General features: G+C 53.7%; 16 protein-coding genes. 4 read left to right on the top strand and 12 right to left on the bottom strand.

Going from position 1 to position 24255, the window contains the following annotated elements; genetic code table 11:
* Nucleotides 1–53 precede the first annotated feature (53 nt).
* The 3 genes from R2K26_RS04825 to R2K26_RS04835 form a co-directional block, all read right to left on the bottom strand.
* Nucleotides 54–1667 (bottom strand): extracellular solute-binding protein, encoded by a 1614-nt coding sequence (locus R2K26_RS04825; protein WP_316519022.1) that lies wholly within the window; start codon nucleotides 1665–1667, stop codon nucleotides 54–56.
* Nucleotides 1668–1737: 70 nt separating this feature from the next.
* Entirely contained in the window at nucleotides 1738–2631 is an 894-nt protein-coding gene (locus R2K26_RS04830; RefSeq protein ID WP_316519023.1) for a carbohydrate ABC transporter permease, read from the bottom strand.
* Between the two features lie 4 nt (nucleotides 2632–2635).
* On the bottom strand, nucleotides 2636–3568 hold the full coding sequence (locus R2K26_RS04835; protein WP_316519024.1) for an ABC transporter permease subunit: 933 nt from the start codon (nucleotides 3566–3568) through the stop codon (nucleotides 2636–2638).
* A gap of 419 nt (nucleotides 3569–3987) precedes the next feature.
* Between R2K26_RS04835 and R2K26_RS04840 the strand changes: the two genes are divergently transcribed.
* The 4 genes from R2K26_RS04840 (at nucleotide 3988) to R2K26_RS04855 (ending at nucleotide 10149) form a co-directional block, all read left to right on the top strand.
* Nucleotides 3988–5544: a response regulator gene (locus R2K26_RS04840; RefSeq protein WP_316519025.1), complete on the top strand. Its 1557-nt coding sequence runs from the start codon at nucleotides 3988–3990 to the stop codon at nucleotides 5542–5544.
* Nucleotides 5541–7394 (top strand): sensor histidine kinase, encoded by a 1854-nt coding sequence (locus R2K26_RS04845; protein WP_316519026.1) that lies wholly within the window; start codon nucleotides 5541–5543, stop codon nucleotides 7392–7394. Before R2K26_RS04840 ends, R2K26_RS04845 begins: the two co-directional genes overlap by 4 nt.
* A gap of 130 nt (nucleotides 7395–7524) precedes the next feature.
* Nucleotides 7525–8874 carry an FAD-dependent oxidoreductase gene (locus R2K26_RS04850; RefSeq protein ID WP_316519027.1) on the top strand — a complete coding sequence of 450 codons (1350 nt, stop codon included), beginning with the start codon at nucleotides 7525–7527 and terminating at the stop codon, nucleotides 8872–8874.
* A gap of 21 nt (nucleotides 8875–8895) precedes the next feature.
* Nucleotides 8896–10149 carry an FAD-dependent oxidoreductase gene (locus tag R2K26_RS04855; RefSeq protein ID WP_316519028.1) on the top strand — a complete coding sequence of 418 codons (1254 nt, stop codon included), beginning with the start codon at nucleotides 8896–8898 and terminating at the stop codon, nucleotides 10147–10149.
* A 77-nt stretch (nucleotides 10150–10226) separates the two neighbouring features.
* Here R2K26_RS04855 and trmFO read toward each other — a convergent pair whose 3' ends face one another.
* The 9 genes from trmFO to R2K26_RS04900 form a co-directional block, all read right to left on the bottom strand.
* A complete protein-coding gene (trmFO, locus tag R2K26_RS04860; protein ID WP_308448419.1) occupies nucleotides 10227–11543 on the bottom strand; it encodes a methylenetetrahydrofolate--tRNA-(uracil(54)-C(5))-methyltransferase (FADH(2)-oxidizing) TrmFO in 1317 nt (438 codons plus the stop codon).
* Nucleotides 11533–13635, bottom strand: coding sequence for a type I DNA topoisomerase (gene topA / locus R2K26_RS04865; protein ID WP_176820218.1), 2103 nt, complete (start codon nucleotides 13633–13635; stop codon nucleotides 11533–11535). The genes trmFO and topA overlap by 11 nt, the downstream gene beginning before the upstream one ends.
* Nucleotides 13636–13782: 147 nt before the next feature.
* Nucleotides 13783–14997 carry a DNA-processing protein DprA gene (dprA, locus tag R2K26_RS04870; RefSeq protein ID WP_316519029.1) on the bottom strand — a complete coding sequence of 405 codons (1215 nt, stop codon included), beginning with the start codon at nucleotides 14995–14997 and terminating at the stop codon, nucleotides 13783–13785.
* A complete protein-coding gene (locus R2K26_RS04875; RefSeq protein WP_316519030.1) occupies nucleotides 14990–15832 on the bottom strand; it encodes an RNA methyltransferase in 843 nt (280 codons plus the stop codon). Before R2K26_RS04875 ends, dprA begins: the two co-directional genes overlap by 8 nt.
* Nucleotides 15833–16002: 170 nt before the next feature.
* Nucleotides 16003–16356, bottom strand: coding sequence for a 50S ribosomal protein L20 (gene rplT / locus R2K26_RS04880; protein ID WP_316519031.1), 354 nt, complete (start codon nucleotides 16354–16356; stop codon nucleotides 16003–16005).
* A 51-nt stretch (nucleotides 16357–16407) separates the two neighbouring features.
* The gene (rpmI, locus tag R2K26_RS04885; protein WP_176820222.1) at nucleotides 16408–16611 is read right to left on the bottom strand and encodes a 50S ribosomal protein L35; all 204 of its coding nucleotides are present in this window, start codon (nucleotides 16609–16611) and stop codon (nucleotides 16408–16410) included.
* A gap of 22 nt (nucleotides 16612–16633) precedes the next feature.
* On the bottom strand, nucleotides 16634–17152 hold the full coding sequence (infC, locus tag R2K26_RS04890) for a translation initiation factor IF-3 (protein ID WP_176820262.1): 519 nt from the start codon (nucleotides 17150–17152) through the stop codon (nucleotides 16634–16636).
* A gap of 246 nt (nucleotides 17153–17398) precedes the next feature.
* Nucleotides 17399–20911 carry a helicase-exonuclease AddAB subunit AddA gene (gene addA, locus R2K26_RS04895; RefSeq protein ID WP_316519032.1) on the bottom strand — a complete coding sequence of 1171 codons (3513 nt, stop codon included), beginning with the start codon at nucleotides 20909–20911 and terminating at the stop codon, nucleotides 17399–17401.
* Nucleotides 20895–24227: a PD-(D/E)XK nuclease family protein gene (locus tag R2K26_RS04900; protein ID WP_316519033.1), complete on the bottom strand. Its 3333-nt coding sequence runs from the start codon at nucleotides 24225–24227 to the stop codon at nucleotides 20895–20897. The genes addA and R2K26_RS04900 overlap by 17 nt, the downstream gene beginning before the upstream one ends.
* Between the last annotated feature and the right edge of the window lie 28 nt (nucleotides 24228–24255).

Below are 24255 nucleotides of genomic sequence, written 5' to 3' on the forward strand. Positions count from 1 at the left end.
GGGATCGCTTTCTTCATATCACAATATCACATTTTTAAGGAGAGGCTGTAAAATTATTCGGAGTAGGACTTATTTGCGTCGTAGAATTCCTGCATAGCAGCTTCGACTTCAAGGCCACCGTTTGCGTCCCAGTCGGCCTGCATCGCTGCAATAGCGGTATCCGGGTCGGTGCCCTCAACGATCGCCTTCAGGAAGGAATCGCCGAATGCCTGATTCAGTGCCGTGACATACTCCTGAACCTTCGGGGAGGTCTTGCCGTAAAGCTCGATGGAGATGAGCGGCTCGTACTCGTCTACGCGAGCGTTCATCGCTTCATAAGCTTCTGCCATTTCCGGAGTCTTTCTCGCTCTGGCCTGCCACATTTTGAAAGAAACGGTCGGGTTGTTGATGCCGGAAAGCTTATCGGAATTCGTATATGCATTGAAGTTCGTTGCATCGTCGCCGGTGAAGATTGGGGCGTAGTTGCCGTCAATCACTTCGTAGGAAACGCCTTCTTCGCCGATGTAGGTTCTGCGATAGTTATCCGGTTCGGAGAGGATGTTGAGCCAGTTGATGGCATGCTCGGGGTTCTTGGAGCTCTGCGAAATACAGGAAACGAAGTTTGCGCCCTTCATGATGTAGTGTGTGGGCTTGGAATTCGCATCTGCCGCAAGGTCCGTCACGAACTCAATTTTGCAATCCGGGTTATTTGTTGCCAGTGCGTTGACCATAGCCGGAATGTCCCAGAACATCAGCGGTGCGCAGGCAACAGCGTTGGCGCTTGCAAATTTTTCTTTGGCGTTATCTGCTGTGTTGATCGGCATATCGTTATCCATGAGGCCTTCTTTGTAGAGCTTCTGCATGTACTCAAGATACGCGGTGATCTGCGGGTGCTTGATTCTGTGCGTGTAGGTGCCGTCGATGTCGTACCATTCCGCCTCGCCCATGCCGAAGCCGGAGAGCAGGACCTGAATGAATGCGCTGGACTTGTTGGAGGTCAGCGGTGCGAAGCCGTACTTCTCTTTTGCAGCCACAAGGAACGCGGTGAAGTCATCGATGTTCGTCGGCAACTCCATGCCGAGCTCTTCCAGCATATCGCTGCGCACGCCGATGCCGCCGGTGAGCATACCGTACGGCTCTTCCTTGGAAGCCAGCATGTTTTCATGCGGAATACCGTTTACAACGCCTTGGTCGTTCGTAACGGACTGCCATGCAAGCTCACTGATGGCACTCGTGATGTTGGATCCGTACTTGTCCAGCATGCCGGAAAGGTCGATCAATGCGTTCTGCTTAGAGAGCTGTGTGTACTGGCTTGGAGAAACTCTGAGCAGGATGTCGTAGTCTGCGCCGCTGGAAATCTCAAGCAGAAGCTTCTGGTCGGCATTATCCGCCGGCAGAGCATACCACTTGGTCTTGTAGCCCGTGAGTTCTTCATCGATCTTCCATGTCGGCTGCTCCTCATAGTTATAAGCCTGATACATGCTGAGGATCTTCAGCTCCGGCTTTTCGCCTGTGAGGATCGGGTCGTCCTCGGTGGCTTCGGATTCGTTGGAAACCGTGCTGCTTTCGGTGCTGCTGTCCGAGGAAGCGGTGCTTGAAGACGACGAGGATGTGGTCGTGCCGCCGCTGCAAGCTGCGAGAGAGAGAATCATAGCAGCTGCGAGCAGTGCGCTCAATACTTTCTTCATGTTGTAACTCCTTTGCTGAATGAATTTTATTCATGCAATAGTCCCCTATTGCTTGATAACGAATTTAATGTTAGCCCTTAACGGAACCGATCGTGATGCCCTTTACGAAATACTTCTGTAAGAACGGGTATACGCAGAGAATCGGAATGGTGGAAACGACGATAGTCGCGGCGCGGATATTCTCGCCGGAAACGTTCATCGCCTGGTTCACATCGCCGAAGTTGCCGGAGGAATCCTGCAAGCTTGTTGCCTGCGTGACAAGGTCGAACATGTACTGCTGCAGAGGCTTTAAGTTTGCATCCGTGATGTACATAACGCCGGCAAAGTAGTTGCTCCAGTAGGCAACGGCGTAATACAGCGTAACGGTGGCGAGCACCGGCGTGGACATGGGCAGTACCACACTGAAGAAAATGCGCATATTCGATGCACCGTCAATGCGGGCGGCCTCTTCAATGACCTCCGGCAACGTTTCAAAGTAGTTTTTGATGAGGAACAGATTAAACGATGAGAACATGCCGGAGAAAATGAGTGCGAAAATGGTGTTCGTCAGGTGCAGCGTGCGGAACAAGATGTAGTTTGGCACCATGCCTGCGCTGAACAGCATAATAAAAACGAAAATGTAAAGGAAGAACTTGCGGCCGATAAGATACGGTTTCGAGAGCGGGTAGGCTGCCATAACGGTAAGCAGCATTGCGCCGATGGTGCCGGTAATCGTGACCGTCACGGTGACAAGGAACGATGTGCCGAACTCCGGCGTGGTTAAGACGTACTTTATGGTACCGGTCTGAAACCCAAGCGGCCAAAAGAGCACCTTGCCCGCAATGACGTTGCCTTCGCTGCTGAATGCTTTTGCCACAAGGTTTAAGATCGGCATCAGCATGATAAGACCGACAAGGATCATAGCGATGAGGTTGACAACATCAAATATAGAGATTTTGTTTTTCTTTTTAGTTGTTTTTGCCATGGCGTTACCAAATCCCCTTTCCTGTTGCTTTTCTGGCAATAAAGTTTGAAGAGAGAACGAGGATCATGGAAATCACGGAGTTGAAGAGGCCCACGGCGGTGCCGGTGCTGAACTCTAACTTGCCGAGACCCATGCGGTAAACATATGTGCCGATAATGTCCGCCACATCGTATACGGTCGGGTTGTAGAACACAAAGATCTGATCAAAGCCGGCATTCATGATGTTGCCGACGCGGATGATGAGCATTAAAACGATGGTCGGCAGCAGGCTTGGCAGCGTAATGTACCAGATCTTCTGCATGCGCGTCGCGCCGTCCACGTCCGCCGCTTCAAAGCACTCCTGATCAAGGCCTGCAATGGCAGCGAAGTAAATGATGGAGCTCCAGCCGATCTCTTTCCACGCGTCCGCAATGACGAGGATGCCGCGGAACTTACCGCTGTCCATCAGAAAGCTGACTGGCTCGAACCCAAGCGACGTGATAACGGAGTTGATGACGCCCGTAGAGCCGAGGAACGAAACGAAAACGCCGTAGATGACGACCCAGGAAAGGAAGTGCGGCAAATAAACGATGAGCTGCAAGCCCTTCTGGAATTTCGTGCTGCGCACTTCGTTTAAAAACACGGCGAAGATGATCGGCAGCGGGAACGTGAAGATGATCTTATATAGGCTGATGATGAGTGTATTCGCAAAAGCCTGCTGGAATTCAGACTTTTTGAACACCTGCTCAAAATACTTGAAGCCGGCCCACGGGCTTTCCAAAATGGAACGGAACGGATCACCCGGTACCTGAAACATGTTGTAGTCTTTGAATGCGATGAGAATGCCAACCATCGGCAGCAGATGAAAGATGAAAACGTAAATGAGCGCCGGAAGCAGCAGCAGATATAGATCGAAGTTTTGCTGCAAATACTTGCGTGCCCCACCCTTCTTTTTCATTTTTGCGTATCCGTCCTTTCCTCCCCGAAGACCTCAAATTCTTTTTCTTCGGTTGATGACACTATTTTACAGCAAAATGCAGCAAAAAGAAATGAATTTTCTTCCTGTTTTTTGTCATTATTTACCGTGCGTTTTTGCGGTTTCGTGCTAAATTGCACTGGGAAAAGGAACCCTTTTCGATACATTTGGAACGGAATATTTTGAATTATATCAAAAATCGTAGTTGTGTGCTAATTTATCGTTGATTTCCGTGACTTCTTCTAAAAAATCCTACTATTTATGCCGCAGTTCTGGAAATTTGCCGTAAATTCTGTTATAATGATGACAGTGTAGCAAGCCATACGTACAAAGATTTTCATTTTGTGCTTGTTTTCGGCATTGGGGAAATGCCCCGGCCGATTCTTTGGGGAGGATTTGGAATGTATAAAATGATCGTTGTGGACGATTCCGAGATGACGCGCCAGGGCATACGCGCTTCCGTAAACTGGGAAGTGATGGACGTGCGCATCGTGGGTGAAGCAGCAGACGGCTTGGAAGCCATGGTGCTCATCCACGATACGGACCCGGATATCATCATTTGCGACATCCGTATGCCGAAGCTTGACGGCATTGCACTCATCAATGAGGTGCTGCCCTCTCACCCATCTCTGCAGGTCATTTTCTTCAGCGGCTATTCTGATAAAGAATACCTCAAAAACGCCATCAAGCTCGAAGCTGTGGATTACCTCTATAAGCCGTTGCAACTGCACGAGCTCATCGGCGCCGTGGAAAAAGCCAAAAAGAAGTGTATGAACAAGAAAGTGCATCTGCCGCAGAACGAAGCCGACCTTGCGCTTTCCCTTTTGCAGTGCAGCGAAAACGAGATCCCGTCCGATCTGCCGCTGGATCTGCATGCGCCGCTCGTGACTGTCATCGTGCAGATGAATACGGCGGGCGAGCACATGGCAGACCGCGCGTACGACAATCAGCTCGACGATCTGCTTTTGGCTTCTCGCCACTACTTGGCGTTCCAAACGGTCGCGGCGCGCATGTTCGATGGTAAATTTGTGATGTCCTGCGCGGGTAAGGGCTATATTCTGCACGCGAATGTTTCGCAGGACTTTTTAAACCGCAAAACGGCGGAGGTGACGCTCAGCCCGTTCTTCACCACGCTCGACAGCGGTCAGGCCGATGTGGTCGTCGGTGTGAGCAATTTGTGTACGGATTTCAAATATCTGCGCGAAGCATATGATGAAGCCCGCGCAGCGGTGCGCGCCGCGTTCCTGCTCGGCTACGGGCGCGTAATCTTTTACAGAGATTTGAGCCAAAAGCCGTTTGTGCCCTCGCAGGATATGCAACGCGAGCTGTACGACCGCATTTTGGCAAATGATTTCACGCAGGCTACAAATTTTCTTAACAGCTATATTGATTCGCTTTCCGTCTGCCGCGAGCAGGATATTCCGCAGATTCGCGAGGCGCTCGCGTCCATCGCATATTGGCTCAGCCGTCAGGGCAAGCGGAATGAGCAGGACGGTAGCCAGTATATTTCGGAGTTCATCCACTTTGCGCCGAGCCTTTCCGTCGTGCACGATTATCTGCTCACACAGCTGCAAAAGCACATCGACAGCATCTCGAACCTCGATAACAAAAGTCGCATCGTGCTCGAAGTGGAGCAGTATATCACGCAAAATTACGATAAGGAACTCTCCATTCGTGAGATCGCCCAGCGCGTCTTCGTAACGCCGAACTACCTTTGCTACCTTTATAAAAAGAACACCAAGCGCACACTGAACCAGTTTATTCTGGATACCAAAATGAAAAAAGCCCGGAAGCTTGTGTGCGAGACGAATATGAAGTTCGGCGAGATCGCCGATGCGCTCGGCTACGCGAACCAGAACTACTTCACGCGTTTGTTCACGAAGTATTTCGGCGAAAGCCCGCGTGCGTACCGCAACAAATACGGCAGCATCTCCTTTTCCGGCACGGAGGGCGAATGATGATGAACCCTTTCTCCTACCTTGCGCTGCGGTATAAAAACTGTTCTATGCACGTGAAGCTCTTTGCGTCGTACTTTCTTCTTATTTTTATTCCCATCATTGCCCTCACAATGTTCGCCACCTACCAGAGCACAAAGATCATCGAAAAGCAATCGATGGAGATCACAGGGCTTTACTTACAGCAAACGGAAAATGAGCTTGAATCTGAGCTTAACCGCCTTGCGACCATATCCTCCTCCGTGGCGCAACTTTCGGATGTGCATGAGGTGTTGGAAAAGCAAGATAGCAACATCAGCTTCAGCGAAGAATACGATGACATGAATGCGTTGTACAAAACAATTGAATCCACGCGCACGCTGTACGGCGTATATCAAATCCGGCTTTATATCAGCGATTCGTTTCGGTATAGCCGCAGTCACTACATTACGTATCCGTTAAGCGAAATTTCCGATGCGGATTGGTATAAACAGCTTTTGGCCGAATACGGCATGCGGACGTTTTTGCCGCCGAGCACATTTCGTCAGCCGCTGTCGAAGCCGCAGGAGGTTCTGTCCGTTGTCACGCTCATTCGCAGTCGCAAGGATATCAACACAGTCCTCGGTGCGGTGCGCGTGGATATTTTGAAAAGCGATGTATTAAACATGCTGCGCCATGGCAACTATACCGAGCCGAGCGCGGCCTATCTTGTAGACGAAAACCTCAATATCATTTGCGGTGCAGACAGCTCTCTGACGCTTTCCGACGAAGAGCTTGCGGCTGATATTCATGAGCTTCAAAAAGAAACGGGTTCATTTTCCGGTGTGCAGGCGCAGAGCGAATCGGTGTTCGGTCTTTCCGCGCCCGTTTTCGACGGCTGCCGCGTATTTACGGTCGCTTCCATGAATAACCTGCTTTCTCCCGTCAAAGATCTGCGCAATCAAATGATTGTGCTGACCATCCTCATCAGCGTAATCGCATTCATTCTCTCCTATGTCTACGCAAAATACAGCACGCGGCGTATCAAAACGCTTGCAAAGCAGGTGCAGCGTGTAGAAAACGGCGATTTAAATGTAAGCTGTATCGTGGACAGCGACGATGAGATCGGCGAGCTGCAAAACAGCTTCAATTTCATGGTGCGGCGCATCAGCGTACTGATTGACGAGCGGTATAACCTCGGCAAAAACCTGAAGGACATGGAGCTGCGCGCTCTGCAGGCCCAGATCAACCCGCATTTTCTCTATAATACACTCGACCTGATCTCTTGGAAAGCGACCGCAAACGGCGATATGGAGACGGTGGACATCGTTGTGAAGCTTGCGCGTTTTTACCGCCTCAGTCTCAGCAACGGCAGTGATTTCCTGCCGCTCAGCGATGAGGCGGAGCACGTGCGACTGTTTGTGGAGCTGACGAATCTGAGTCGCGGCCGCACGGTGGAGCTCATCACGAAAATCGATCCGTCTATTGCAGATTACCCCATCATGAAGCTCATTTTGCAGCCAATCGTGGAAAACAGCCTGTTTCACGGATTATATGAGCTCGATGACCGCCCAGGCGTCATCTGCCTTTCCGCCGAGCGCATCGGCAGCTATGTGCAGATCCGCATACAGGATAACGGCATTGGTATGGATAAAGGCAAACTGGCGGAGATCCTTGCCAAAAAGGATAAGCCCGTCGTAAACACCAGGCGCGGCGGCTACGGCATTGGCAATATTTTGGAGCGCCTGCACATTTATTACGATGATGATTTTATGTTTGAGATCGATTCCGCCATTCTGGTCGGCACCACGGTGACGATCCGCGTCCCCTATTCCCGCAACGATTCCCCGCAGATCCACGCGGAGCGCCCCATCGGCGGCGCAGAGCAAAATTGATGCTTTATATCGATTTTTACTAAAATACTACGCACTGCATATTCACCTCTTGTTTTTTTCGTTTGTCTTCGCTATCTTTAAAGCAGCGCAGCGTTTATCTGCCTGATCTAAAGATGAAAAGAGGTTCAACATGTATACCCTTAGATCCCGTTCCATTCCGCTCAATACCGATTACGACGTGATCGTGGTCGGCGGCGGCCCTTCGGGCTGCACGGCGGCAGCCGCAGCGGCGCGCACCGGCGCAAAAACGCTTTTACTGGAAGCGACCGGCTCGCTCGGCGGCATGGGCACTTCCGGCTTGGTCCCCGCATGGTGCCCGTTTTCGGATAAAGAGAGAATCATTTACCGCGGGCTTGCCGAGACCGTTTTTGAGCGCTCGAAGGCACTTTCTCCGCACGTGGCGCCGACCGACGTTGACTGGGTGCCGATTGACCCGGAGGGGCTGAAACGCATCTATGACGACCTGATGCAGGAATACGGCGTTACGGTGCTGTTCAACACATTTCTCTGCGACGTGGATGCCGAAAACGGCGAAGTGCACGCCATTGTAACGGCGAACAAAGCCGGGTTCACGGCATACAGCGCCAAAACGTATATCGACTGCACCGGCGACGGCGACCTTGCCGTATGGGCGGGCGCAAGGTACGAGTTTGAAGAAGACGGCGAGCCGATGCCCTCCACCTTGTGTTTTATTTTGTCCAATGTAGACTTGTATGCCTACTTATATCACCCGAAATACGGGCACAGAAATGGCGGCATACACTCAAACAACAAAAAAAGCTTTACACACCTGCTGCCGAACGACGACCGTTTCCCGGAAATCTTAGACACGCACCTGTGCAACAACATCATCGGCCCGAATACGGTCGGCTTTAACGCCGGGCACTTGTTCGGACTTGATTCTACCGACCCGAAATCAGTCTCTGAAGCGATGATGCGCGGCAGACGCATTGCAAAGCAGTACCGCGATGCCCTCGCAGCTTATTTCCCGGAGGCCTTCGGCAACGCGTACCTTGTTGCCACTGCGCCCGTGATGGGCGTGCGCGAAAGCCGACGCATCGTCGGCGATTACAAGCTGACCGTGGAGGATTACGTTACGAAAGCCGATTTTCCGGACGAGATCTGCCGCAACAGCTATTATCTCGACGTGCACTATACGCTCGAAGAAGCGAAGCTTGCAGCCGTCGGCAAGATCGACAGTGAAAAGCATGATGCCCGCTACGGCCCGGGCGAGTCGCACGGCATTCCCTACCGCGCTTTGCTGCCGCAGGGCGTGAAAAACGTGATCGTCGCCGGGCGTTCTATTTCGTGCGATAAGCGCATTCAGGGCTCTGTGCGTGTGATGCCCGTGTGCCTCACAATGGGCGAAGCCGCAGGTGTGGCAGCCGCGTTCGCCGCAAATGCAAACGGCGACGTACATGCGGTCGATACAGATAAATTGAGAGAAACGCTGCGCGAAAACGGCGCGTATTTTCACTAAAACACAACGGAGGAGTTTAACATGAAATATGATGTGATCGTAGTCGGCGGCGGTTTTGCCGGCACCGCAGCAGCGGTCTCCGCTGCAAGAGAAGGCGCAAAGGTGCTGCTTTTGGAGAAAAGCGGATTTCTCGGCGGTGCAGCCGGAAATTGCTACGTCAACCCCTTTATGGGCTACACAACGAAAATCGACGGCAAAACGACGCTGCTTTCCGACGGCATTTTTACCGAGATTCTGGATCGTCTCGAAAAAAAGGGCGGACTGATGCCGAACCGCGTGACGTTCAGCGAAGAAGTTTTAAAGCTCGTTTTTGACGAGATGACCGAAGAGAGCGGCGTAGATGTGCTGTTCCACGCCTACCTGCTGCGTGCCGAGCGCGATTGTGACCGCATTAAGTCCGTGACGATCATGGGCAAGGGCGGCGAAATGACCTTTGAGGCCGACTATTTCATCGATGCCACGGGCGACGCCGATCTGACGGCATGTGCCGGTGCACCATACCGCATCGGTCGAGAGGATGACAATCTTTGCCAGCCGATGACGCTGTGCTTCCGCATGTCCGGCGTAGACGTTGACCTCGCGTTCAAAAACACGGAGAAGATCAACGCGCTTTACAGAAAATTCCGTGAGGACGGCAAAATCAAAAACCCGCGCGAAGACGTGCTGAAATTCAAATATGTCGCAGACGGCGTACTGCACCTCAACTCTACGCGCATTGTGAAGCGATCGCCGTTCGATCTTTATGACTTAAGCTTTGCCGAGCGCGAAGCCCGCCGCCAAATGTTCGAGCTTTACACGTTCCTCAAAGAAAACTGCGAGGGGTTTGAAAACAGCACGCTGCTGTCCTCCGCTCCGGAGATTGGCGTGCGCGAAAGCCGTATGATTGACGGTGTGTACACGCTGACGGTCACGGATCTCAAGGATTGCGTACATTTTGAAGACGGTATTGCGGCGTGTAACTATGATATTGACATTCACAACCCGGAGGGCACCGGCACGAGCCATTATTACTTCAAAGAGGGCACGTACTACACCATTCCCTATCGAAGCCTGATGCCGAAGAACATCAAAAACCTGCTTGCAGCCGGCCGCTGCATTTCCGGCAGTCACGAGGCACAGGCATCATTCCGTATTATGCCCACGTGTTGCAGCACGGGTGAAGCCGCCGGTGTTGCGGCTGCCGTTGCCGCGCAGGAACACACCGATTTCCCGGAAACGGACGTGAAGAAAATTCAAGCATTGCTGCGTAAACACCACGCGTTTATCGGCGAGTAAAATCTGAAAATACAGCGAAAAACCCTCGACATCTGAAATGTGCTTCAGCTTGTCGGGGGTTTTCTATCGTTCGTCCCTTATGCGTTTTTCAGTGTTTCGGCAAGGTCTTCAAGCGCGCGAGCGGAAAGCGCGGCGTAGCGCTCTTTTTTGTCACGAATGTGCGGCTCAATGACGGGCAGAATTCCGAAGTTCGCACCCATCGGCTGGAAATCTTTCGAGGGGCTGTGCGCGGCGTGCTCCGCAAGTGAGCCCATCATGGTAGTGATGGGCAGAATGAGCGGCGCTTTGCCCTCTAAACGGCGCACGGCGTTGCGTCCCGCAAGCAAGCCGGACGACGCCGATTCCATATAGCCCTCCACGCCGGTCATCTGCCCCGCAAAGAACAGCTCCGGGCGCGTGCGCATGGAGAAATCCGCGTTCAAAAGCTTCGGCGAATCGAGGAACGTGTTGCGGTGCATCACGCCGTAGCGCATGTACTCGGCGTTTTTCAGGCCGGGAATCATACCGAACACGCGCTTTTGCTCGGGAAATTTCAAGTTTGTCTGGAATCCTACAAGATTGAACAGCGTTTTTTCTGCGTTTTCGGTGCGCAGCTGCACCACGGCCCACGGGCGGTGACCCGTGCGGGGGTCGCGTAAGCCGACCGGCTTCAACGGACCGAAGCGAATCGTATCGTGTCCGCGCTGTGCCATGACTTCAATGGGCATGCAGCCCTCGTAGACCTTCGGGTTCATCACGTCAAAATCGTGAATGGGCGCGCGCTCCGCGGTGATAAGCGCTTCATAAAACGCATCGTACTCCTCTTTGTTCATCGGGCAGTTGATGTAATCGTCGTCGCCCTTATCGTAGCGGGAGGCCGTGAAGCAGTGCTCCATATCAAGGCTTTCGCGCGTGACGATCGGTGCGGCGGCATCGAAAAAGCTGAGCGCACCGCCGCATAAGTTCGTGATCTGTTCGGCAAGCGTGTCACTCGTCAGCGGGCCGCTTGCAATAACGGTCACGCCCTCTGCGGGAATTTCCGTCACTTCGCCGTGCATGACTTCGATGTTCGGATGCTCCGTAATCGCTTTTGTGACGAGCTCTGAAAAGCGGTCACGGTCAACGGCGAGCGCGCCGCCTGCGGGCACGGCGGTTTTATCCGCACAGGCAACGAGCAGAGAATCCATGCGGCGCATTTCCTCTTTCAAAAGCCCGGCGGCGCTGTCGATGCGCGCAGCCTTCAAAGAATTCGAGCAGATGAGCTCCGCAAACCCGGCGCTTTTATGCGCGGGCGAAAACTTCTGTGGCTTCATCTCAAAAAGGCGCACAGGATACCCCGCCTGCGCAATCTGCCACGCCGCTTCGGAGCCGGCAAGACCCGCGCCGATGACGGTGACGGTCTGCTTATTCTCCATCTTTCTCCCCCGCGTCGTCCTTATTGAACGTGTAAGTGCAGCCCGGCGTTACGCAGTAGAGCGTCTGGGCTTTGTCTTTTTTCTTTAAGAGCACCTTACCGCAGACCGGGCAGGTCTTGTCGGACGGCGCGTCCCAAGAGACGAAATCGCACTTCGGGTAGTTGTCGCAGCCGTAGAACACGCGGCCGCGCTTCGATTTTTTCTCGATGATCTTGCCGCCGCACTTCGGGCACTTTGCACCCGTATCGTTGACGATTTTCTGCACGGTCTTGCACTCCGGGTAGCCGGAGCAGGCGATAAACTTGCCGTAGCGGCCGAATTTGACGACCATCGGCTTTCCGCAGTTCGGGCAGACGAGGTCAGTCTTGTCTTCTTCAAGCTGAATCTTCACGCCGTCCATTTCAGTCTTCGCCTTTTTGAGCGTCTTCTCAAAGTCGTCATAGAAATCGTGCAGCGTGTGCACCCAGTCTTCCTGACCGCTCTGTACTTCGTCAAGCTCTTTTTCAACGGCGGCGGTGAACTTGATATTCACAATGTCCGGGAAACGCTCTTTCATCAGCTTTGTAATGACTTCGCCAAGCTCGGTGGGCTTAAAGGACTTACCCTCGCGCGTGACGTATTCGCGGCTCGTGATGGTTGTGATGGTCGCAGCATACGTGGACGGGCGGCCGATGCCGTTTTCCTCCAGCGTCTTGATGAGCGAGGCTTCTGTAAAGCGTGCGGGCGGCTGTGTAAAATGCTGCGTGCCCTTGAGGTCACGGACTTTCAGGGACATGCCTGCTTCAAGCTTCGGCAGGTCTTTGCCCTTTTCTTCTTCTACGTCGCGGCCCTCTTCGTAGAGCACGGTGTAGCCGTCAAACGCGACGTTGTAGCCGCTTGCTTTAAAAATATAATCGCCTGCGGTGATGACCGCCTGCGTGGTGTTCAAAACACAATTAGCCATCTGGCACGCGACAAAGCGCTCCCAAATGAGCTTATAAAGCTTGTACTGGTCTTTTGTAAGGGAAGATTCCACGTCCTTCGGTGTGAGTGCAACGGAGGTCGGGCGAATGGCCTCGTGACCGTCCTGTGCGTTGGCACGCGCCTTATAATGGCGTGGCTTAGAAGGCAAATACTGCTTGCCCCAGCGCTCGCCGATGAATTGCACAGCCTCCTGCACGGCGTCTTCGGAAATGCGCAGAGAGTCGGTACGCATATAAGTGATGAGACCCACGGCACCCATGCCCTCAATGTCCACGCCTTCGTAAAGCTCCTGCGCGGCTTTCATCGTGCGCTTCGCCTGAAAGCCCAGCTTGCGTGAAGCTTCCTGCTGCAAGGTGGACGTGATGAACGGCGGTGCAGGCTGCTTGTTCTTCTTGCCTTTTTTGACGGACTCCACCATGAACGCGGCGGATTCGAGGTCGGCAAGGATTTTATCGGACTGCTCTTTGTTCGTGATTTTAATCTCGCCGTTTTTATCGCCGTAGAACGATGCGCCGAAAATGCTGCGGGAGCCCTCGGCGGTCAGGCGTGCGTCGATAGACCAGTATTCTTCGGGCTTAAACTTGCGGATCTCTTCCTCGCGATCCACGATGATGCGCAGTGCAACGGACTGCACACGGCCTGCGGAAAGACCGCGGCGAATCGTTTTTGCGAGGAACGGGCTGAGCGAATAGCCCACAAGGCGGTCGAGTATGCGGCGCGCCTGCTGGGCATTCACAAGGTTCTGGTCGATGGAACGCGGGTGCGCCATGCCCTCCGTGATGCCGGTTTTCGTAATCTCGTTGAACGTGACACGGTTGTGGTAATCCTCATCAAGGCCGAGGATATACGCAAGGTGCCAGGAGATTGCTTCGCCTTCGCGGTCGGGGTCGGTCGCGAGATACACGGTATCGGCCTCTTCGGCCGCTTCCTTCAGTTCGGAAACAAGCTTCTCCTTTCCCTTGATGATGGCGTATTTCGGCTTGAAATCGTTTTTCACATCCACGCACAGGCGCGCCTTCGGCAGGTCGCGCACATGGCCCATGGAAGCGATGACTTCATAGTCGCCGCCCAGATATTTCTTGATCGTTTTCGCCTTGGCAGGCGACTCAACGATAACGAGTTTCGACATGGTTTTCTATCTCCTATTCTGTATCTATTTAAACCGCACAGCGAATGTGCGAGTGGAAGGATCATGGATTAGGTGCATTTGAAAACAAAGAAAATGCGAAACGGACAAGCTTCCGATTTTTCAAATACACCTTAGTATAGCGTACTTTTACGCCTTTGTAAACCTCTGGCCGGGATAAGTTTTGATGAGGCCGAAAAGCTCGAGCTCCGTGAGTGCCGCCAAAATTTTCCCCGTGGACATGCCCAGTTCAAGCTCCAGCTCGGAAGCGTGCTTGGGGGTATCGTTCAGTGCAGCGTAAACGACTTTTGCATCTTCAGAAACGTTTTGCAAAAGGTTGTTTTCGGGCGCAGGGATCGGCTCGGCAGGCTTCTTCTCTGCTATTTCGGGCTCCTTTTCTGCATCGGAAAGCGACGCAATCTTCGGGCGAACGCGGGAGCCATGGGAGATATTTTCCGCTGTGCGGGCAAGCTGTTCTATACGCTCCTGTCTGCGGCGAGAAGCAAAGGGCTTTAAAACATCCTCTGCAGTGTAAATGCGCGCTGCACCGTCCTCTTCCAGTGCGATACAGCCGGAAAACGCTTTCTCGTCTTCGCCAATGAATACGAAAACCTCGCGATTCTGCTCTAAAGCATGCTTTGCGGTGATGAGTGCGCCGCTCTTTTTTGGCGCTTCCGCAATGAGCACGCCGTGCGCCATGCCGGAGATCAGCCGGTTGCGCACCTGAAACGCACCACGCTGTACAGGCGTGTGCATGGGATATTCCGTGACAAGTGCACCGCCGAAATCGACGATCTCGCGGCGCAAAATGGCGTTGTCCATAAGATACGGATATTCGAGCCCGCACGGCAAAATTGCGATTGTCTTGCCGCGGCCGTTCAGTGCACCCTTGTGTGCCTCGGAATCGATGCCGAGTGCGCCGCCGCTGATAACAACGGCGTTTTTGAGCGCAAGCCCGTAGGCGATCTCTCTTGCGGCATTGAGCCCGTTTTGACTGGCTTTCCGCGTGCCCACAATGCTGATGGAAACGGCATCGGAAAGGATGCTCAAATCGCCCTGCACATATAAAACGGCGGGCGGATTGTAGATTTCTTTCAGCAATGCAGGGTAGTCTTCGTCATCGGGCGTGATGACCTTTTGACCGAGCTTCAAATAATACTCGAGCGCTGCGGCGGCCTGTTCCGCGCCGTAGGCATTGAGCGCGGCAAGCTCTTTATCCGAAACGAACGAAAAGGAGCTCCACAGTCGTGTGCCGCCCTGATACAGCTTTTCGGCACTGCCTATGCGGCGCACGAGCTGCACAGGTTTCGGGCTGCCTGCGCCGAACGCGTTTTGCAGCCAGATCCAGTATACGCGGTTATCCATGGCTTGTGCCTCCTGCCCCGTTGCGCTCCATTTCCCACAGCACAATGGCGGCTGCGGTGGAGGCGTTGAACGATTCCGCTCTGCCGCGCATGGGGATCGTCACGCGGTCATGACAATGCTCGATGGCTTCATTTGTGAGACCGTTGCCCTCGTTGCCGATCCACACCGCCCAGTTTCCCGTTTCAAACGGAATGGTCGTGATGGGCGTAGCGTTGCTGTCCGGCACGGCGGCGAGTGACGTGATATTCTCGGCATGTAACACTTTCAGGCAATCCTCTGCCGTCTCAAAACGGCGGATGCCGAGGCGGAACACCGCGCCCATGCTGCCGCGCAGCACTTTCGGGGCGTATACGTCGCAGCAGGTACCCACAAGCGCCAAATGCCGCACACCGAGTGCTTCCGCTGTGCGCAGCACGTTACCCATGTTGGACGGGTCCTGAATATTTTCCATAACAAGCACATGACGGCACGGGCGTGTATCCGACTCTGCGGAAACAGGCAGGCCGTCCGCACGGCGCTTCGGCATGCGACACACGCAGAAAATGCCTTGCGGGTTCTTTGTATCGGACAGCATGGGCGCGATGTGCTCCTCTATGCAGTATGCGTGCTCTGTCTGCTTTAAAACCGGATCTAAATAATCTTTGTATTTTTTAGCGGCGTTTTCCGTAAAGAAGCACGCGGCAATCTCCGTTTGGCTCCTTGCGGCATCGGCGCAAAGGCGTGCACCCTCGGCCATGAAAAGGCCTGCTTCACTTCTGTTTTCCGCTTTCTGCAAAAGTGCGGCGGCATTTTTAACGACGCTGCTTTTACGGCTGGTGATTTTTTCGATTGGCACGGTACACACTCCTTTTTACCGATAATAAACAGAAATCCTGTGCGCTGTATTTTACGGCACACGGGAAATTTCCGCAAAGGCGATTTTGCACAAAGAAATACACTTACATTTGCAACTATCACCCTAAAAAATGTGCGCCCGGAAGAATTCCGGACGCACGGATAGCTTAATTATACAGAAGCCTTTGTCTTCTCGACAAGTGCCTTGAAAGCTGCTTCGTCCGCGATGGCGATCTCGGAAAGCATCTTTCTGTTGAGCGTGATGCCAGCCTTCTTAAGACCGTTCATAAATGCGGAATAGGTGGTGCCGTTAGCACGGCAAGCCGCGTTGATTCTGGAGATCCACAGACGGCGGAAATCTCTCTTCTTCTGCTTTCTGCCGATGTAAGCATAGTTGCCGGACTTCATGACAGCCTGCTTAGCCATCTTAAAGTGTCTGCTCTTGGAACCCCAATAGCCCTTAGCGAGCTTCAGAACCTTTTTTCTTCTCTTGCGCGTAGCGAGCGCACCCTTAACTCTAGCCATTTATAAAAACCTCCGATTATGCTTTACTTAAACTTGAGCTGCCCTGTTCGCTTATGCGTAGGGGAGCATCTTCTTAACAGCCTTTACGCTGGTCTTATCCGTAACGGTCGTGCCGCGTGCATGGCGCTTGGACTTAGCAGTCTTGCCATGGCCGTTCAGAAGGTGGCTCATGTAAGCGTGGCCACGGATAACTTTACCCTTCTTGGAAATCTTCAGGCGCTTCTTAGCACCGCTGTGTGTTTTGAGCTTCGGCATTTTATAGTCCTCCTTGAAATTGTTACTTAACGGGCTTGGGGGCAAGGAACATCAGCATGTTGCGCCCTTCGAGCTTCGCGGGCTTATCGACGTTTGCCGTGTCAGCGAGCGATTCTGCGAAACGCTTCATGATGTCTGCACCCAGTTCCGGATGACCCATCTCTCTGCCGCGGAAACGGATGGAAACCTTGACCTTGTTTCCGTCGTTGAGGAAACGGATCGCATGATTTCTTTTCGTCTCGAAGTCGTGGGTATCAATGTTGAGAGACAAACGGATCTCTTTGATTTCAACTACGCGCTGGTTCTTTTTCGCTTCTTTTTCACGCTTTGCCTGTTCGAAACGGTATTTACCGTAATCGATGATTTTGCATACGGGCGGCGTGGCCTGCGGGGCAATCTTTACGAGGTCAAGATTTTTCTCAGCCGCAAGGTTTAAAGCGTCACGGGCCGACATAATGCCGAGCTGTGCGCCGTCTGCGCCGATCACACGGATCTCTTTATCGCGGATCTCTTCGTTTATCTGCAGTTCCTGTTTGCTAATGGTTAAGCACCTCCATCACGCGTGCGATAACTTGTTTTCGCGAAGCCGGCAATAAAACAGCGGGCAGAGAACCTCTGCCCGCAAATCAACTCAATCAAACGCACTAACATCGTGTGTCTTTTCGATATTGACCTGTGTCAGACGGTACTGCACGGGTGTGAGCCATAGCTCCGCTTTGTTTTCCAAATATTATATTACCACAAAGAGCGCGATTTGTCAATAGGCAAACAGGGCTTAAAAGAAATTTTATTCTTTTCCCGGTGCATAAACAGGGGCGTTCATATAAAAAGAGTAAAGCACGGTGTCTTTCACTTCTTTATTCATGACGCGGGTCATCGCTTCTTTGTAGAGCGTGAGCTGCGGGCCGTATCGTTCCCACAATTCCTGTTTATTGTAGCACCGATCGGTCTTAAAGTCAAGAATATAAAGCGAACCGTTTTCTTCAAACATGCAGTCCACTGCGCCCTGCAGGATCATCGGCTGCGCGGCATCTTCCCCGCTGAGTGTTTTATCCGTGAGTCCTGCGGGAATGGAAACGATGAACCGCTGCTCTTTATAAACGCGGTCGGCATGTAAAACGCGCTGCCCGAGCGGGCCGGTAAAGAACTTTTCCACACGGGTAAGATCAACAGCGTTTGCCTGCGCTTCGGTGAGATAGCTTTGCTCGATAAGGCGTTTGAGTTCCGCTTCGGGGTCTTTTGAAGCGGCGGAAAAATCCGCAAACTGCATGAAGTTGTGCAGCGCCGTGCCGCGCTCTGCGGGCGTCAGTCCTTTGGCGCTCAAAAACGCCGGGCGTGAAAGTGTGGCTTCCGTTTCGGCTTGTTCTGCCGCAAGCGCGGAGGCCGCGACCTTCGTTGCAAGCTTTGTCTGTGCGGCGTAGGGATACACGAACGAAATATCCCTTTCGATGCGCGCCTTGAGCGCTTCATCGACCGGTGCGGGCGCTTCGGCTTTCGGCAGGTCGGATAAAATCTGCGGTTCACTGTATACGACGCGAATATCCCACGGCGTGTAGTGTGTGCGCAAAATGATGTCGTCATCCGCTTCGATGCGGCGGCGCAGGTCATTTCCGTTCGGGTGCCGCAGCGCGCAAAGCATCAGCCACTCCGAAATGCCGGAAGCGTTGCTGACCGTGTACGGCGGCACGGTCTCCTCCTCTGTGATCTGTGCCGCAAGCTTTTGCAGGTTTGTATCGATATTTTTCACGGTGGAAAGCAGAATGAGCTTCTCTTTGGCACGGGTCATCGCGACGTAGAACACGCGCAGCTCCTCTGCGGAAGCGCTTTCCGCCGTTGCAAGGCCGATAGCCTCGCGGATGAACGTGGTGCGGCGCACGCCGGTCTCGGGGCCTGTAAGGCGCATGCCGACACCGAGCTGTGGGTGCATGCGCAGGTCGTCCGTATCATTCACGAATTTCCGGCCGCAGCCCGCGATGATGCACACGGGAAACTCCAAGCCCTTTGATTTGTGGATGCTCATGATGCGCACGACGTTGGCGTTTTCCGAGACAACATTGGCGCTTTCCATATCGGATCGATTCTTTTTCAGGCGCTCCGCAAAGCGCACGAAGCCGGAAACGCCGCTGTACCCGTAGGCTTCGTATTCTGCCGCGTATTTTTCCAGCAGGCGAATGTTTGCAAGGCGGCTTTCTCCGCCGGGCATGGCGCGCACGATGTTCTCGTAACCGGTTTCGGTGCACAGCATATTGATAAAGCTGTCCGCAGGCATGGTGGAAGCGAGCGCTCGGAAACGCGTCAGCTCATCGCGCACACGCACACAGCGCTCGTTTTCGGCGCGCAGAAGCGAAACGTACAACGTCTCTCCCCCGCACTCGCGGCGCAGTTGCGCCATATCTTCCGCTGTGAAGCCGTAAATGGGGCTCATCAAAACGGAGAGCAGCGGAATGTCTTGATCCGGGTTATCGATGACGTTTAAAAATGCCAAGATGAGCGAGACCTCCGCCGCGGCGAAAAAGCCGCCCGTGACAGCCGCCCACGTGGGAATGCCCGCATTGCGCAGATTTTCTGCATAGACAGGTGCATATTTATTGGAGCTGCGCAGCAAAATGCAGAAATCGCGATATTCTATGGGACGCTCCTGACCGTTTTCCGTGACGGTGAAGCCGCTTTCCATCAGCTCGCAGATGATTTTTGCGATACGCTGCGGCTCCAGCACCTCTGCGCCCACGCCGTCGATGTCTTCCAAAAACTCCACGCGCGTTTCGCAATCCGATTTTTCGGGGTACTGCGCGCCTGCCGCAAGCTTTTCATCACCGACATAATCGATGCCGCCGCATGTGCGGGACATAAGCTGCGTGAAAACGAAGTTGACGCTTTCCGTCACGGTTTTGCGCGAACGGAAGTTGCGGTCTAACACGATAGATGCCGGGTATGCGTTCTTTTCGCGGTCATAGCGCGGAAATTTATCTTTATAACGGATGAAAATATCCGGCATTGCCTGACGGAAGCTGTAAATACTCTGCTTTACGTCGCCCACCATAAAGCGGTTCGCGCTGTTTTGAGAGATGGATTCAAAAAGATAATCCTGCACGTCATTCGTGTCCTGATATTCGTCCGTCATGATCTCGTCAAAGCGTTCGGAGACGAGCTTTGCGGTCTCTGTGCGCCGAAATGTACCGTCTTCCTGCTCCGTTAAAAACAGTTGCAAGGCCATATGCTCAAGATCACTGAAATCGAGCACGTTTTTCTCACGCTTTTTCGCGCTGTATGTTTTCTCGAACGACTGCACGGCCAAAAACAGATAGACGACCGTGCCGGTCGTGGCGGCGATTTCTTCCGTGAATTTCTGGTCTTCCGCGTCGCCTGCAAGCTTCTGCAGTTTGCCGATTTCCTTTTTTACCATATCGCGCATGGCCTTGATGCGATCGGCACGCGGGTCTTCTCCTCTGAAAGAACCGAGCTTATCGAACGTGACGGTCAAGTCGGAAAAGCGGCAGGTTTCAGGGTCTTCCATTGCCTGCAGCTTTGCCGAAAGCTTATCGATATCCGCGCCGAGTGCCGTGCAGTACGCTTTTTCAAGGTCCGGGTCTTCTGCCGCAAGGCGGTATGCACTGTGGGAAAGCTTGATTGCGAAGTCATAGACCTCCATGATATGCTGCCGGACGACCTCGCCCCACGGTGTTTTGACCGGGGACTGTGTGACATCCGTCATGGCTTTTTGAATGTCCCGCATCCATTTGTCCGGAAACGGATGGCTGCGCGTGTATTCGTACATTTTGAGGATTGCGGCGGAAAGGCGGGCGTCGTTTTTGTCGCCGCCGAGCACATCCGCCAGGTCTGTCCTAAAGTTTTCGTCTTTGTACCACTCGGTCAGCACTTCGTCGAGCGATTCGGTCATCAGCTCTTCCTGTTGCTTATCGGTGATGATGGAGAAATCGGGCGAGATACCGAGCAGGTAGAAAAATTCGCGCACAATGTCCGAACAGAAGCTGTCCACCGTACAGATGTGCGCCTGCTGCAATAAAAGCTGTTGGCGGCGCAAGCGGGTGTTTTCCGGCTGCTCCTTCATGAGTGCCAAAAGTCGCTTTTCGATGCGGTCGCGCATTTCGGCTGCGGCGGCTTTTGTGAAGGTCACGACGAGCAGGCGGTCGGCGTCCGTGGGATGCTCCGGATCCGTCAGGCGCTCGATAACGCGCTCCACGAGCACCGCGGTCTTGCCGGAACCCGCAGCGGCGGAGACCAGAACCGTACCGCGCCGCGCTTTGATGGCGTCGAGCTGTGCGTCAGTCCAATTCGGCATTTTCCCCACTCCCTTTCTCTAAGTCATTTTCCATGCGCGCGAGCGCTTCATCGTTTTTCATGCTGCTTTTTTCGGCATCGTCCGCAGCGTGCTCGGAGCCGCAGACGGACGTATACGGGCACCACGCGCAGGCGTTGATGTTCTGCATCAGCGGTTTTGCCATGATCTCACCGGCAGAAAGCTCCTCCGCCATTGTTGCGATGAGACGCTCCACGTAGCGCAGGACGATCTGCAGCTCCGGCTCATTTAAAGCGGAAGCCGTACCGCTGAGTTTTCTTGTTTTGGTGAGATAAACAGGAATAAATCGACCGTTCAGACCCATTTCCATTGCATTCAAAATTTCGTTGTCCTTTAAAAGCAGGCCGTTCATGCGCAGGTTTTTTTCCACTTCCTGCTTTAGCTTTTCGGCGTTTTCCGTGCCGTCCGAGGTCACACTTGCAATGAACGCCGGCATGTACAAAATGCCCGCCGGGTGCAGGTCTTTATTCTGCGCGAGCGCCGCGAGGTAAATAAGCATTTGCAAGCTCATGCCGTACAGAACATCGGCGAGCTTAAACTCTTTGCGGCCGGTTTTATAATCGACGACGCGTACATAGGTCGTACCGTTTTCATCTTTATACAAATCCACACGGTCGATGATGCCGCCGACCGTGACGAGCCCGTTTTTCGTTGGGATGCGCAGCGGTGGGTACGGTGTGCCGTTTTTGAGCTCCAGCTCGAAATGCTCCGGGCGGAACAGGCTGTGCATCATTTCTTCCGACATGTGGGCGATGAGCTTTACGGCCGTTTGCTCCATGCGGTACAAGCGGTATTTTTCGCGCGGCGAAAGAGCATCATAGCCGCCCATATTTTCGCGCACATAGTCCATGATGCTCGTGTGTACGCGCACTTTTAAGTCGTCTGCATAAAGGTGCAGCGCTTGAATGTCCTCCGCACTGCCGAGAATCTGCTCGAAAAGATAGTGCATCAGACTGCCGTATTCCAGCGCATCGATCTCTGCCGGGCGGCGCTCCTTTGCGCCGAGGCCGTAGCGGCAGAAGTATTTAAAGCGGCACTGGTGGTAAACTTCGATTTGGCTTGCGGAAAAATAATGCCCGCCGCCAAAGTAATCGTTTGCGGTCTCCGGCGCAAGGCGAGCCGAAGCCATGCGGTCTGTGCCGCCGAGAACCTGCAAACGTCCGGCGAACTCCGGCTTTTCGCGAAAAACACTTTTTAATGTCTCGGAGACAGTCGAGTTTTCGTTGAAAAGCGATGCCGTTTGCGAAAACGCGGCTTCCGGTGCGTTTGCGAAAAACTCCGGCGGCAGGTTTTGCGTGATTTTTAAATTCGGCAGCGCCAGCTCAACTGCGCTGATGAGCTCACCGGGCGATTTTGCCTCCTGCCCTACACTGACGGGATATGTAAGATACAGCTTCTCCGAAGCGCCGCACAGCGCGGCGTAGGCGAGGTACTTTTCCTGTAACATGCGGTCTTCGAGCACATCGGAGACGGGCAGCTCGAGCGCAAGGAGCGTGCGGCGCTCCGGCTCGCTGAACACACCGTTTACGGACGGAATGAGCGGGAACTCGCCTTGCACGGCGCCGAGCAGGAACACGGCGCGCGGCGCGGACTGACGGATGCGGTCTGCGGTGCCGAATGTGATGCTGTCCATGCTCTGCGGGATGTCCGAAACATCCTCGCCGCTGACGATCTCCTTTAAGAGCCTTCCGTATTTTTCACCCGTGATGATCTGTTCACCGAGCACGCCTGCCATTTGGTCGAGTACTTCCATGAGCAAATCCCAAATGCGCATTTGAGCGGCGGAAAGGTCATCGCGCCCGGCATTTTCGAGCGTGCGGCAAAATATCGGGAAGCTTTGCTCCAAATCAAAATCGATGAGAAGCTTATAAACGGCTTCGGAGATCTGCTCGCCGGAAGCGTGTGCGGTGCGCTCGGAGAATTTTATAAGCGGTGCGGTGACGCGCTCGCGCAGAGCGTTCAGCGTGCGCAGTGTCTCGGCCGCGGTGTCATCCATCGGCTTACCGAAGCCGTCCGGGTGTTTTGTGAAAGGGCTGCACCAAGCGGATGCGCCGTTTAATTTCCAGGTATAAACGTAGTTTTCAAGCTGCGCGAGCTCTTCTGCCGTAAAGCTTGTGATGCCCGTTTTCAGCATGGCGAGCACATCTTCCGAACGCCATTTGCGGCTGCCCGAAACGATTTGAAACGCGGAGAGCACGAAGCGCATCAGCGGCTCGGCATCGACCGTGCGCGCTTCGGAAAGAAACGCCGGGATTTCCCAGCGGCGCAGCGCGGCGGCAAACAGCCGCGTGTAGCGTTCGCCGTCACGGCAGATGACGGAAATATCGCGATAGCGGTAGCCCTCGTGCAAAACAAGGCTGCGGATTTTAGCCGCGGTGAAGTCCGCTTCCTCATACGGAGAGGTCGCGCGGAACACACACACGTTTTCAGCGGTATCTGCTTGCTGTACGTGGCCGGCGTAGGTGCTTTCCACGGCGCGAAGTGCATCGTTTTGAAAGCGATACGGCGTTTTACAGTATACAGGCGAAAGCACGCCCGTACCGCTCTCCTTTGCAAGGCGCATCAGGCGCGAAGCGGTGCGGCGCACGGTAGAAAACAGGTCTTTGCGGCTCGTGTCGAGATCGTCGCAGCACAGCGAAACACTGACTTTTTCCGCATGGCGCAGTGCGTGGCGCAAAACGCGGTACTCCTGCACGGTGAAGCCGTCAAACGCATCGACGGCGACATAAGCATTTCGGAAAAAATCCGGATGGTCGGCCAGCAGGTCATCAAGGCGCGTCAGGTCGTCGAGCGGATCGAGATACGTCTGCGCGACGAGTGCTTCATATGTACCGTAAATGAGCGCGATCTCTTTTAGTTTGCGCGAAAGGCTGTCTTCTGTGACGGCTTCGGCGGTTTTTGTGAGCATATCGGGCTCAATGCCGCAGATTTTCATTTCACCGATGGTGTTCAATAAAACGTCCGTCATGCGATCGGCGCTTTTTTCAAACAGCGTGAGTTGGTCGGCACAGTTTTCAAGCGCCAAGGTCATCAAAATACGCCTGCCGCCGTCCGTTAAACGCTTGCCTGCACCGCCGCCGTACTGCAAAAATGCCGCCTGCGCAAGGCGCGTAAAGCTGTACACCTGCACACGGTTCGCGGTTTCAGCACCGTATTCCATAAGCAGCGCGCGTTCGGATTCAAACGTATATTGTTCCGGGACGATCAAGATCGTTTTCGGCGCAGTGCTTTCCGCAAGGCATTTACGCAGCAGCGTCGTTTTGCCCGTGCCGGCGCGGCCGAGGATCAACTCCAGCATTCTTCTTCCCCCTTTTTCCGTTTAGAGC

The organism is Neglectibacter sp. CSJ-5, from assembly GCF_032490475.1.
Classification (GTDB): domain Bacteria; phylum Bacillota; class Clostridia; order Oscillospirales; family Acutalibacteraceae; genus Hominenteromicrobium; species Hominenteromicrobium mulieris.